The 12,801-nt window shown below is 40.6% G+C and carries 14 protein-coding genes; 7 read left to right on the forward strand and 7 right to left on the reverse strand.

The features are described 5' to 3' along the window. Window positions 1-207: 207 nt before the first annotated feature. Window positions 208-828, forward strand: coding sequence for a GNAT family N-acetyltransferase (locus ACO6S2_RS07635; RefSeq protein WP_422361904.1), 621 nt, complete (start codon window positions 208-210; stop codon window positions 826-828). Window positions 829-921: 93 nt separating this feature from the next. On the opposite strand, the gene ACO6S2_RS07640 is transcribed toward ACO6S2_RS07635, so the two are convergent. Beyond that, window positions 922-1,929, reverse strand: a complete 1,008-nt coding sequence (locus ACO6S2_RS07640) for an NAD-dependent epimerase/dehydratase family protein (RefSeq protein WP_422361905.1) — start codon at window positions 1,927-1,929, stop codon at window positions 922-924. A 73-nt stretch (window positions 1,930-2,002) separates the two neighbouring features. Between ACO6S2_RS07640 and ACO6S2_RS07645 the strand changes: the two genes are divergently transcribed. The 4 genes from ACO6S2_RS07645 (at window position 2,003) to ACO6S2_RS07660 (ending at window position 4,554) form a co-directional block, all read left to right on the forward strand. Continuing rightward, window positions 2,003-2,440: a winged helix-turn-helix transcriptional regulator gene (locus ACO6S2_RS07645; RefSeq protein ID WP_422361906.1), complete on the forward strand. Its 438-nt coding sequence runs from the start codon at window positions 2,003-2,005 to the stop codon at window positions 2,438-2,440. Between the two features lie 3 nt (window positions 2,441-2,443). Then, entirely contained in the window at window positions 2,444-2,935 is a 492-nt protein-coding gene (locus ACO6S2_RS07650; RefSeq protein WP_422361907.1) for an ester cyclase, read from the forward strand. Between the two features lie 145 nt (window positions 2,936-3,080). After that, window positions 3,081-3,920, forward strand: a complete 840-nt coding sequence (locus ACO6S2_RS07655; protein ID WP_422361908.1) for a peptidylprolyl isomerase — start codon at window positions 3,081-3,083, stop codon at window positions 3,918-3,920. Window positions 3,921-3,930: 10 nt separating this feature from the next. Continuing rightward, entirely contained in the window at window positions 3,931-4,554 is a 624-nt protein-coding gene (locus ACO6S2_RS07660; RefSeq protein WP_422361909.1) for a YdeI/OmpD-associated family protein, read from the forward strand. Between the two features lie 7 nt (window positions 4,555-4,561). Here the strand turns inward: ACO6S2_RS07660 and ACO6S2_RS07665 are convergent, their stop codons facing one another. From ACO6S2_RS07665 to ACO6S2_RS07675, 3 genes are read right to left on the reverse strand one after another with little or no spacing between them, the layout of a single operon-like run. Next, window positions 4,562-5,845: an adenosylmethionine--8-amino-7-oxononanoate transaminase gene (locus ACO6S2_RS07665; protein ID WP_422361910.1), complete on the reverse strand. Its 1,284-nt coding sequence runs from the start codon at window positions 5,843-5,845 to the stop codon at window positions 4,562-4,564. Next, window positions 5,842-6,441 (reverse strand): dethiobiotin synthase, encoded by a 600-nt coding sequence (gene bioD / locus ACO6S2_RS07670; protein WP_422361911.1) that lies wholly within the window; start codon window positions 6,439-6,441, stop codon window positions 5,842-5,844. The genes ACO6S2_RS07665 and bioD overlap by 4 nt, the downstream gene beginning before the upstream one ends. After that, window positions 6,438-7,571, reverse strand: coding sequence for an aminotransferase class I/II-fold pyridoxal phosphate-dependent enzyme (locus ACO6S2_RS07675; RefSeq protein ID WP_422361912.1), 1,134 nt, complete (start codon window positions 7,569-7,571; stop codon window positions 6,438-6,440). Before ACO6S2_RS07675 ends, bioD begins: the two co-directional genes overlap by 4 nt. 114 nt (window positions 7,572-7,685) lie before the next feature. On the opposite strand from ACO6S2_RS07675, the gene ACO6S2_RS07680 reads away from it, so the two are divergent. Then, the gene (locus ACO6S2_RS07680; protein WP_422361913.1) at window positions 7,686-8,240 is read left to right on the forward strand and encodes a porin family protein; all 555 of its coding nucleotides are present in this window, start codon (window positions 7,686-7,688) and stop codon (window positions 8,238-8,240) included. 48 nt (window positions 8,241-8,288) lie between these two features. Here ACO6S2_RS07680 and ACO6S2_RS07685 read toward each other — a convergent pair whose 3' ends face one another. Together ACO6S2_RS07685 and ACO6S2_RS07690 are read right to left on the reverse strand one after the other, a co-directional pair. Next, on the reverse strand, window positions 8,289-8,663 hold the full coding sequence (locus tag ACO6S2_RS07685) for a DUF1987 domain-containing protein (RefSeq protein WP_422361914.1): 375 nt from the start codon (window positions 8,661-8,663) through the stop codon (window positions 8,289-8,291). Window positions 8,664-8,666: 3 nt separating this feature from the next. Further along, window positions 8,667-10,643, reverse strand: coding sequence for a SpoIIE family protein phosphatase (locus ACO6S2_RS07690; protein ID WP_422361915.1), 1,977 nt, complete (start codon window positions 10,641-10,643; stop codon window positions 8,667-8,669). A 252-nt stretch (window positions 10,644-10,895) separates the two neighbouring features. On the opposite strand from ACO6S2_RS07690, the gene ACO6S2_RS07695 reads away from it, so the two are divergent. Further along, window positions 10,896-11,555, forward strand: a complete 660-nt coding sequence (locus ACO6S2_RS07695; RefSeq protein ID WP_422361916.1) for a porin family protein — start codon at window positions 10,896-10,898, stop codon at window positions 11,553-11,555. Between the two features lie 63 nt (window positions 11,556-11,618). On the opposite strand, the gene pfkA is transcribed toward ACO6S2_RS07695, so the two are convergent. After that, on the reverse strand, window positions 11,619-12,590 hold the full coding sequence (pfkA, locus tag ACO6S2_RS07700) for a 6-phosphofructokinase (protein WP_422361917.1): 972 nt from the start codon (window positions 12,588-12,590) through the stop codon (window positions 11,619-11,621). Window positions 12,591-12,801 lie beyond the last annotated feature (211 nt).

Below are 12,801 nucleotides of genomic sequence, written 5' to 3' on the forward strand. Positions count from 1 at the left end.
AAAAGGTGTATATCCAATAGGGCATTTAAAGATAAATTGAAAGTCCTGTTCTTTGAGTAGGCAACGCCAAAGCAAAGTTTTGACATTTAACAAAAAGAAATTTATAAGTAAATATGTTTGTTTTAGCTTAGTGGTAAACCGAAAGTAAAGTGCTTCAAATCTGCCCTACTGTCTATACACAGAACGTCGACCTCAACTTCAATATTGATGAAAACCAAACCTATAACAAACCAATATTTACAATCTGCATCAAAACTTCTTGCTGAAGCATTTTATAACAATCCGGCGCATGAATACATCTGTCCTGATTCAGCCAAAAGATTAAATCAGCTAAAATGGCTTTTAGGTGCCAACTTAAAGCTTCAGCTTCAAAATGGTGCTAAGAGCTTTTGCTTGTTCGATAGTGGAAAAGTAATAGCCATGGGTTACTGGACTAATCCCAACAACAAAATAGGTTTATACAAAAAAGTAGGTGCAGGCTTACTACTGGCACCTGTAAAGTTGGGACTAAAAGAATTTCGCAGAATGATGTCTGTTTCTCATTATATAGAAAAAAGCATTTCAAATTTAAACCTGAACGAGCCTCATTGGTATCTTAACAATATGGTAGTTGATGAGGAGTCTAGAGGAAAAGGGTTAGGCACAAAAATATTAAATCAAGAGATTCAAAAGATAAAAGAGAGGCAGCCGAATGCTGTTTTTAGTCTGACTACTCAGAAAATACAGAATGTTGAATTTTACAAAAAGCATGGATTTGAAGTGGTTCATGAAGAGAACGAAAAGAGTCATGCCAGTGACTTTTCGAATTGGATCATGTGTAAATATTGAACAACAAAGTCACTGACAGATGTTATAGGTGAGACCTCTGACGCACGTTTGTAACGCGTGCCTAAAACTGGGATAGAGGCAGCGATTTTTCTACTATCTAGCGTCTAGTACCGTCTTCACCGATTGAGCAGTGTCTAATACCATCTTGTCAAAGGGTACAGGTTGCCAATTGAAAACGAGTTTGGTATGGCTTACATCTCCTTGATACACTTTACCCACATAGGGCATCATACCTTTCATTTCGTTATTAACTAGTCCCAAGAGTTTTACTAAAAAATTGGGTGCCACGCCAGTGCCCACTTTGTTGTAGCCATTTTGCTTGAGAAGTGTCGTAATTTCTGAATAGGCATGTGCAGCCTCTGTGGCTACAATAAATCGCTGGTTAGCGGCAGCAGTATTTTCCAATGCCTTCACATGTATAGCAGCAACATCTCGTACATCACTCATGTTTATACTCGCATGAATCATTTGCTTTAGTTCACCCGTGATCACTCGTTTAAAAAGTGACATAGACTCGCCTGACAAATTGTTGGTTATAGTAGGCCCGTACACTGGACCAGGATGTACAGTTACTAGTTCTATTTCTTTATCCTTTACATAATCCCAGGCACTTTTTTCAGCCAGTGTTTTACTTTTTAAATAAGCCGTGGCATTCTTGGCGTCTATCTGAGTCCAACTTTCATGGTTAATGTTTGTGTCGCCCGTCACATCACCTAGCATAGCCACCATCGATGAGGTCAAAACCACACGTTTAATGCCAGCTTCATGTGCTGTTCTTAAGGCACGCAAGGTTCCATCTACGGCTGGTTTGATCAATTCGTTTTCATCTTTTGGGATACTGGAGAAAAAAGGAGAGGCCACATGCATCACAAAATCGCATCCAGCTACAGCCTCTTTCCAGCCATCATCTTTTAGTAAATCCAATTCGCAGAATTCTACTTTACCATTCACATCTACATGCTTGTTGAGTGCATTTAAGATAGCATCTGTTTTTTTGACGCTACGTACTGATCCACGCACAGCGTAGCCTTGTTTTACTAATTCCACGGCGCAATGCATGCCAATGTAACCTGATATTCCTGTTAATAGAACCTTTTTCATTTTTTTTGTATTACTTTTATTTTGCAAGCAAAAATAAATACATTACTTTTGTTTTGCAAGTAATTAATTAGAAATGGAAAATCACTTTCGTTGTAAATGTCCCATTACCTCGGCGCTCGATATCATTGGTGATAAATGGTCGTTGGTTGTGATCAAGCAAATGCTCTTTGAAGGCCGCAGTACTTTTAAAGATTTTGTTGAAAGCCCAGAAGCCATTGCTACAAACATCCTAGCGTCAAGGTTGAAATTGTTGGAGGAATTTGGGCTGATAGAAAAGCACAAGCTACCCACCAATAAGAAAACCAACATTTATGTCTTAACAGAAAAGGGACTTGCCCTCACTCCGGTATTGATAGAATTCACATTGTGGAGCAAGTACAATATTCAGGATTTTAATCCCAACCTTAATCTACATACTGGCTTGGACAAGTTGGAGCAGGACAAGGAAACAGGCTTTACATCTATCATAGCAAACTACAATCAATACAAACGGACACTTTTAAATCCATAGAAAATGGCAACATCAGCAGATATCCCAAAAATCAATTTAGAAAAATTAGCACAGGCCCATTGGTCAGATCAGGAGCGAGCCAACGTGAGCGTAGTGGTTGACTTCTTTCAACACCTGATGAACGAACACGACTTTGATTATACTTTAAAAAATTATGCCGGAGGTTCTTATCTTCAACACAACTTGGCTATCCCCAGCGAAATGGAAGGGTTGGTGAGTTATGTCAGAGACATGGTGAAGCGTTTTCCTGAGTATTCATTCGACGTGAAGAAGATCATGGCAGACCAAGACCATGTGATTTTGCACAGTCACGCTACCATGAAAGCCAAACATCGTGGAAACGAAGACAAAGGATTTGTGATTACTGATACCTTCAGACTAAAGGATGGCAAGTTGGCGGAGCATTGGGATGCGATCCAACCGATTGATTTCTCTACTCGTTTACTTTTTTTAATGGTCGGAGGCCAAAGAGGGAATCAGAATTCATTGTTTTGATAAATCAACTAAGTTTTTCTGGAACTCAGTTGTACCTAGGTGACAAAATATTGTGAACCTGTTTCTACAGTATCGGGCTACTATTTGAATTTAAAGTTCAGCTAGTTTCACTAGATTAGCGCCATTCATTTCATAAATCCAAAACATGAAAAACCTGAACAAAGCCATTGCTTTCACTCTAGTTGTTACCTTTTGTATTAACTGCACGCAAACAGCTAAAAAAACGGAAGAACAGGCAGAAGAAAAAAGAACAAGCATCCAGATGATAACTGACTCTGGTGAGATTATAATAGAGCTATACAATGAAACTCCTAAGCACCGAGATAATTTCATCAAGCTGGCGAATGATGGTGTATTGGACAGTGTGCTTTTTCATCGAGTGATAGAGAATTTTATGATTCAGGGAGGAGATCCGGATAGCAAAAATGCACAGCCTGGCGACACGCTAGGCAATGGCGGACTGGACTACACCATAGATGCAGAGTTTATGCCTTCACTCTTTCACAAGAAAGGAGCACTAGGAGCGGCGCGAGATGGGAATTTGGCCAGAGCATCCAGCAGCACACAGTTTTATATCGTTCAGGGCAAAGTGTTCAATGATAGCTTGCTCGAAGTAGCCGAAGGACGTATCAATGGTTGGCTCAGGGAAAATGCCTATAAAAATGATAGCTCCAATAATGCCATTGTAACTGAACTGCTTCAGGCAGAGAAAGTAGAGGATTGGGAGCTGTATGCTCAGATCAATGATAGCATCAAAGCTTTAGCTAAAGATTATGTGTCCTTCGAGTCATACACCATACCAGAAGTCCACCGACAAGTATATCAATCCATAGGAGGTACACCTCATCTCGATCAAAACTATACCGTATTTGGTGAGGTGGTGAAAGGGCTGGAAATCGTTGACTCTATAGCTGCCGTGCAAACGGGGGCAATGGATAGGCCTATGGATGATGTACGTATATTATCTGTAAGGGTGCTGGAATAAAAGAATGTCAATGAATACTGATGTAGACAATTATTTTGTAAATGGCTGTGGCAGGTGCGACGATTACGCTACGCCCAATTGCAAAGTTCACCTTTGGACCGAGGGTCTGTCTGAGCTAAGAAGAATTGTATTAAGTTGTGGCCTGAATGAAGAAGCCAAGTGGGGCATGCCGTGCTATACCTTCCAAAACAAAAATGTGGTCATGATTAGTGCCTTTAAGGCCAACGCTTCACTGAGTTTTTTTAAAGGCGCATTGTTGCAGGATGCAGAGGGTTTGCTCCAAAAGGCTGGTGAAAACTCCCAGGCGGCACGGTTGTTCAAGTTTACTACAGCTCAGGAGGTGCTAGATGCTGAGTCTACACTGAGAGCTTATATATTTGAGGCAATCGAAGTAGAACGTGTAGGCCTGGCTGTTGAATTCAAGAAAGTTTCTGAATTTGATATTCCGGCAGAGTTTCAGAAGGTCATGAAAGATCAACCGAAAATCAAAGCTGCCTTCGAGGCTTTGACACCCGGAAGGCAAAGAGGATATTTGCTGCATTTCGCTCAGGCCAAACAATCGAAGACCCGTGAGTCCCGAATTCAAAAGTGCCTTCCCAAAATATTTGAAGGGAAAGGGTTTAATGAGCGGTAACTCTAGCTTACCCTTCCCTTAAAAACTCCAGTAAGGTCTCATAAACTAACTCCAATTCCTCATCTGTAATTACATACGGAGGAAGCAGATAGATCACATTGCCTAGTGGTCGAATCAATACACCTTTTTCAAGGAAATAAGGATAGATTTTCTTGCGAGCATCGCTATCGTATCCCGTTTCTCCAAAACCCTTTAAATCAAAGGCTACTATGGTGCCAGTAAGTCTTATATTTTCGATGTTGTCGAAGGTCTTGAGCTGCTCGATAAAAGCCTTATGCTTGTTGTGAATGCGTTGGATGTTGTCTTTACATTCTTGTGCTTCAAACAGCTCGAAGCTGGCATTGGCAGCCGCGCATATCATAGGATTTCCTGTATAGGAATGACCATGAAGCAAAGCTTTTTCTAAATCCTCGCTTTGGAAGGCTTCTTCTATTTTTTTGCTACAAGCCGTAATACCGAGTGGGAGCGAACCGCCGGTTATCCCTTTAGAAATACACATAATGTCGGGATTGGCCTCAATTTGGTCCGTGGCAAAGTAGGTGCCTGTACGTCCCCAGCCAGTCATCACTTCGTCTGCAATACAGATGATGCCTTTGGATTGTGCCAGTGCCACCAATTGCTGCAGCATGTCTGGTGAGTACATACGCATGCCGCCAGCTCCTTGCACTAAGGGTTCGAAGATAAAGGTGGCGCAATTTGGATCGCTGGTCAGTTCATCAAAGTGAGCCAGCACTTTTTCAAAATTTTCTTCCGTAGGAAAATCGAGCGACTCAATGTCAAATAGGAAAGGGAAGAAAGGTTTGGTAAATCCGCCTCTTGCGCTTACAGACATTGCTCCAAACGTATCACCATGATACGCTCCGTCTAGCGCAATGACTTTGGTTCTGTTTTCTTCTCCCTTGTTGCACCAATATTGAAAAGCCATTTTGAGCCCGACCTCGATAGACGTACTGCCGTTATCCGAAAAGAATATTTTTGAGAAGTTTTCTGGTAAAATGGTCATCAGGTTTTTAGCCAGTTTCACTGCGGGTTCGTGAGTGAATCCTGCGAATATGACATGCTCAAGTTCCAACGCCTGTTTGTGGATGGCATCAGCGATGTATTCATTGGAGTGACCGTGAATATTGACCCACCAGGATGATACCGTATCAATAATGGTTTTTCCACCATGAGTGAAGAGTCTGGCTCTTTTGGCAGACTTGATAGGGATGTATTCAAATGGACTAATCAGTGGAGCAAATGGATGCCAGATTAAGTCTTTGTCAGCTTTTTTTATTTCAGCATTGGTCATAGGTCGATGTTTTTTAGTTGTGATTGAATAGTTGCCGGAGTGACCTCAGTCAGTTGGCCGATTCTGCCCAGGCATGGCAGTTGTGAATATTGCAGAATAAAACGCTCGGTTTCTGGGTTGGGCGTATCATTGAAAATGATGCCTGCAACCTTAAATCCATTTTGTTTTAGGTAGGCAATAGATAGCATCGTGTGATTGATACTACCCAGGTAATTTCGCGAAACCAAAATTGCCTCTACATCAAATTGTTTGGCTAAGTTGATAACAAACTCTTCGTCATTGATCGGAACTAACAATCCGCCCGCCCCCTCAATGATCAGATTGTTTTCTGTTTCAGGAACTGATAGCTGATTAGCTCTAAGGTCAATGTCTTCCAACTTTGCTGCGGCATGTGGCGACATGGGTGCTTTCAGCACGATGCCTTCAGGGTGGATGATTCTGTCAGGACTGACCAGACTACGAATGGAGTCAGAATCGGTAGGTTCACCAGCTTGAATAGGTTTCCAATAGTCTGCTTTCAGTTTTTCGACTAGGATGGCACTTGCTATCGTTTTTCCAGCGTCAGTATCAATGCCGGTTACAAAATATCTTTTCATGCGTGTTTGGCTAATTCATTAATTAATTCTGCAATTTCTTCTTCTGTGTTGTGCGTATGTATAGAAATACGCAATCTTTCCAATCCCTCCTTCACTGTAGGGGATAGAATAGGCCTCACGTCAAATCCATTCTTTTGCAACGATTCGGCTATAGTCTTTATCCGTGCATTTCCTGGAACTACGATCGGCTGAATCGGTGTGTTGCTCTCCATTCTAAGCATATTTTCATTCTTGCCAATTTTCTGGTTGAATAGTGAATTGAAATAGAAAATTTTCTCTTTACTACTTTTTTGCAATTCCATATTTTCCGCAAGGTGTTCAAAGGCTGCATCTATGGAAAACAAGCTATGCAAGGGAAGCGCAGTAGTGTAAATAAAGGGTCTGGCGAAGTTGATCAAATAATCAATCAGCTCCTGTGATCCACAGATCACCGCCCCATGCACACCCATCGCCTTGCCAAAGGTGTGCACTCTGGCAAAGATGTGTTCTTCTAGTCCCAAGGCGCACAATTTACCTGAACCGCCATCGCCATAGAGTCCCGTACTGTGGGCTTCGTCTACGATGATTTTTGCACCATATTTTTCCGATAAGGAAATGATATCACCAAAAGGAGCCAGGTCGCCGTCCATAGAGTAGACAGATTCAATGATGACATAAATGTTACCACTAGCTTGTTGGAGCTTTGTTTCGAGATCTTCACAGTCGTTGTGTCGGAAAGGAAATCTATTGGCTTTGCTGAGGAAGGCTCCTTCTTTTAGACAGACATGAGAGAGATTATCGTAGAGAATGGTGTCTCCTCGTTGTGGTAGACAGGAAATCAAGGCAAGATTGGCCACATAGCCTGAGTTGAAAAGCAACGAGGCTTCACTTTTAAATATGTCAGCCAATTTACTTTCTAAAGTTTGAGCAGTAGCAGAATTGCCTGCTAGAAGCCTTGAGCCTGTCGAACCGTTGAGGTTGATCTCTTGGCTGTAATCATAGTTTTTTATTCTTTCAAAAAGAGCTTTTGACCTACTTAGCCCCAGGTAGTCGTTGGATACAAAATCCACCAAACCTTCAGTGGCTAAGAGCTTTCTAGTGCTGCCCGCCAGTTGCCTTTCCTCAAGCTTTTGTGAAATATGATTCGTCATACAGGTGTTCTGCAAATCTTTAATTTTCTACTAAGCCAGCCAAAGGATTTCGAGTTTCTTTTAGGGGAAGGCCTTATATTAGCGGTCTTATCAAAAACATCTAATAAAAGACTTATGAAAAAAATTACATTACTACTCGTGATTGGTGCATTATTTATGGCTACTGCATCACAAGCTCAATTGACTGTTGGCTTAAAAGGTGGGTTAAACTTCAACTCTGCCGATGTATCAAGCAATATTGACGTAGATAATAAGACAGGTTATCATTTTGGTGCTTATGCTGTTGTGAAAGCTGGTCCAATTGGTATTCAGCCAGAAGCTTATTTCTCTGTTCAAAATTTGAGTACAGATGCTGGAGATCTTGACCTTTCTTATTTGCAAGTTCCTGTGCTTTTGAGATTAGGGTTTGCAAAAATCTTATACTTCAATGCGGGGCCACAGTTTGGAATTAATCTGAAAGCCGAAGATCCGGTAGGAGACGATATCGAAGATTTAAAATCTCTGGACACATCTATCGCATTAGGTGCTGGATTGGATTTGCCGATGGGGTTAGGTGCGCAGTTGAGATGGGTGAAGTCATTGGCTAATCAGTCAGATGCTTCTGGCGTGGACTGGAAAAACTCAATGATCCAGGCGTCTATTACTTTTGCTTTGATCGGCAATAACTAATAGATTAAAAAAATAGATTATTAAAGCCACTCCTTGAAGTGGCTTTTTTTATGTCCCAACTAAATTGAGTTTCAATCCTGATAATAGAGCGAGGTCTTCACCTTGTTCCAGCGCATCCTCATCTTCAATGTTGTAATACCAATTTACAATGATGTTTTTGCCAGTAGACTTCATCTCTTTGAGGTAGATCATGGTTTCAAGCAAACACTTGTATGTGGAGGTATTGAAATACTCAAGTTGAATATTAACATGAAGTTTAGGGTAAATGCTCTTTTTGAAATTACCCAATGCCTTATATAGTTCTCCAAAAACTTCTCTTGCATTCACTAATGTTGAATTGCCTTTCATTTCGAGGATTTCACCTTCAGGGTTGAAATATATATAAGGCGTCGTGTGCGAAGGGGTAGAAAGAAACTTCTCCATGGGCTACTTTATTCTAAATCCCATCACCAGCATGTCGTCTGTCTGAGGTGTATCTTGTTTCCAGTCTTGTAGTTCTTTTTCCAGTAGGTTCTTTTGAATCATCATCGCTTTTTGTACGATCATACCCAGATACATTCTGAATCTTTTGGGTAAATACTTCTTGTGCTCTTTTCCTCCAATCTGGTCTTTGAACCCATCAGAATAAAGGTAAAAGGTGTCGTTGGTTGAAAGGTTAAATGAATGCTGAGTAATTTCCTGCTCGGCCAGGCTGTCATTATTGAAATTCCTCCCAAGTAGCAGTTTGTTTCCTTTAGTCAAAGACCATTCATTATCCTTGTAAAGTAGTAGTGGAATACCAGCACCTGCATACTTCATGATATTGTAGGTTAGGTCTATGGTGCAGATGGCCATTTCCATGCCTTCCTGAATGGTTTCATTATCAGAGAAATCTTGACTCAATGTGCTGATGATGTCATTGTTGACTTTGGCTAATAGTGCAGAAGGGTTGTAGTCTGACGTGTATTGAATGGCATTGTTGAGCGCATTGATACCCAGCATCGATAAAAATGCTCCAGGTACGCCATGCCCTGAACAATCTGCGCAGGCAATGATTAGGTGATTGCCTGTGTTGTTTTTTACATGTTTGAACCAATAAAAATCACCACTTACGATGTCTTTTGGTTTGTAGTAGACAAAATAATCCTGGAAGAAATCAGAAAGCAGTTTTTCATCAGGTAAGATGGCATTTTGAATTTTTTCCGCATAGCTCAAGCTGGAATGTACCATCGTATGCTGTGTTTTAATTTCTTTGTATGCCCGGTTAATTGCTTTGGCTTGGGTGATGATTTTGCTTTGATGCTTCTGGATTTCCTGATTTTTTTCCATCAGCTGCTTGGTGATTTTTTTCTCGTTATTCTCTTTGGTTTTTAGTTTTTGGGAGGTTACGTTGAATTGTCTGATGAGATAGCCTATTTCATCTTTGTTGTCGCCTGAGATTTGCACGTCATAGTTTCCTTTTGAAATTTCTACAGCAGCAGATCTCAATTTTTTTAGCGGTTTAGAAATGATTCTGGCCAGATAAATGGTCAAGCCAGAAGAAAGCAGTAGGATTACAATACCTACTATAAAAATGGTGGTGCGCATGTCCGACAACGAAGCAAAGGCGTGCTCTTTAGAAGTGTTGATGATGAATATCCAATCCTTTCCAGGGAAACTGAGATAGCCCTCCTGTCTATGAAAGAAGTATAGATTGTCCTCGGTAGAAAAACGCCCTTCTTTTTTCTTCTGCTCTAAAATGTCGTCAGGTATGATGTCTGGATACTTCGCAATTAAAACTTTTTCCGGTTCGTGGTTGGAATAGAGGATGTTTAGGTTTTCATCCAGCAAGTCCATTTTTACCTGTTTGTTACTCTCAGCACCTTGCGATTGATTGCTGATTACGGCGTAAAGGTTTTCAATGAGCACCCGCCCAACGAATACGCCGATGGGCTGATTAGCATTATTTCTCACCACGGAAGCAAAGTGAAGGACAACACGCCCAACAGACTCTGATTTAGAAATATCCATGATGGCTTCTGTATTGTCATTGATATGTGTCCAGTAGAGACGTAGCCCATGTTGTTTGCCAACAGAGAGGCCTTTGCTATCGGCGAGTCTAAACCGATTCATATCAAAGTAGGAAAAGCTATAATAAAGTTCGTTGGCATGTGAGATTTCGCTGAGTGTTCTATTTACTTCATCCAAATCTGGTTTTTCTTCCCTGAAGGCTGGAAGTTTGGCAAAATTTTTCACGTCGTTGAGCCGTTCGTAGATGAATCGGTCAATATTGTTGATGCTGATTTCGGCTTTTTGAGAATGTTCGGTTAGAATGCTTTCACTGAGATTTTTCTCAACAGAATTGTTTACAAAAAGAAAAATAGTAGCAGCAGTGAATACCACTAGGGAAAGGCCCAAGAGCACAAATTTTAAATACAGATTCATAGCTTAATTATTAGAAGTGACAAATCTAGGAATGGAAGGTGCTCAACTTTAAAAAGCTTGATAAAGGAATTATTAATTAGCCAATAGGGTTCGTCAAAAAAATAAACTGGGGATAACAAAATGGAACTAATTGATAATCTAAACTTAATGGATTCGTTTTGGAGAGTACGGTCGTTGGAAATTGTTTTTGCATTTCATTGGGGTTTTACGAATCTTAGTGGTCATTAGAGTTGCGATTAAAAAAACAAGACCATGAAAAAATTACTGTTGATACTTGCCCTATTGTGCGTAAATGAACTGGTTCATGCACAACCTCGAAACCGATCCAGATCTCGCTCTCAGGTGAATGTCACTTCTGAGTATGGAATTATGGGAGGTATCAATTTCAACAGCCCAAAAATCAATGCACTTAACACTGGAGGAAACGAGTTGTCAGATGTGGGTGAAGGAAACTTTGGGTTTCACATTGGCCTTTATTCTACAATTGACTTTGAATTGTTTGCTATTCAGCCAGAGGTTTATTTTTCTCAGCAAGGCGGGAAGTTTAAAGTGAATGCTACTCAAGAGAATGAGTTCAAGTTGAGCTTAATTCAAATCCCTTTATTGGGCAGGTACAACTTTCTAGAATACTTTCATGTACTTGCAGGTCCACAGTTTGGCATTCCAGTTCAGGCAGAAGTGTCATTTTCGGGAGGTTCACCAGTTGATGTCAAGGATCAGATCAAAGGGTTGGACGTATCTGCAGTAATTGGTATTGGAGTAACCATTCCTGAATACAAGGTCAACGGTTCTCTTAGATGGTCCAAAGGTTTTTCGGAAATGATAGAAGAACCAGGCACAACTTCGGGAAGTGTAACTTCTCTAAAGAATTCTATGATCCAGATATCTGCTTCCTATGTCATAGGGGGATAAAAAAAGAGGCTTCTGCCCAGAAGCCCCTTTGAAATTTCTTACTGTGTGTTTATCAGTAACGTATTAGATGCTCAATATTTTGGTCAATCTAATCAACTCTTCATTGAGTGGTTTTGATTTTGAAATAGCCAATTTCAGATTGGTATACGTGATCTTGTTGTCAATTACACCCACCATTACATTTTTCTGACCATTCATTAGACCTTCTACAGCAGCAAGCCCTAGTCTTGAAGCTAGAATTCTATCAAAAGCAGTAGGTCCACCACCTCTTTGAATATGTCCCAGACTGGTTACTCGAATATCCATTTTTGGTGTTTCTACCTTTACTCTTTCAGCGATCTGCAAGGCACTTCCTTGTTCATCGCCTTCTGCTACAACGACAATGGAAGAAGTCTTCTTATTGTCTCTACCTTCTCGTAGTTTTTTGATGACGTCATCGATCGTTGTAGAAGTTTCAGGTACCATGACCATTTCTGCACCACCACCAATACCAGATTGGATAGCTATGTAACCACTGTGTCTTCCCATGACTTCGATAAAGAATACTCTATCGTGAGAAGCAGCTGTATCTCTAATTTTGTCTATAGCGTCTAGGGCTGTATTTACGGCCGTATCAAAACCAATCGTGTAATCTGAGCCATACAAGTCATTGTCAATCGTGCCAGGAGCACCAACGACCGGAATGCCGAATTCATCATAAAACAAGTTAGCGCCAGTAAACGTGCCGTCACCACCAATGGCAATCAGCCCTTCGATTCCATGTTTTTTTAGATTTTTATAGGCTTTTTCTCTTCCTTCTTTGGTTCTGAAGTCTTCGCTTCGTGCAGATTTTAGAATGGTGCCTCCTGTTTGTACAATGTTACTTACGGAGTACGACTCCATCTTCTGTATTTCGCCGCGGATCATCCCATCGTAGCCATATTTGATCCCGTATACTTCAAGATCCAAATAAATGGCACTTCTCACTACAGATCTAATGCAGGCATTCATGCCCGGTGCATCGCCCCCTGAGGTAAATAATGCAATTTTTTTCATAAGGTATTTACTAATATTTTATACTTAACCTTTATACCGTTTTTGGGTGTTGTGATGTTTTGGGCATTCAAAGTAAGTCATAAAAAACTAAAATTTCATCAATAATTTGCTTCAAATCTGTGATTTCGTTTACTCAATGCGTCAAATCATTTAAAATTTCGCATTTTGAACAGATACCAATCAATTTTGGTTTATTTAGCGATTCATAGTT

The sequence above is a fragment of the Reichenbachiella sp. genome (genome assembly GCF_965233835.1).
GTDB lineage: Bacteria > Bacteroidota > Bacteroidia > Cytophagales > Cyclobacteriaceae > Reichenbachiella.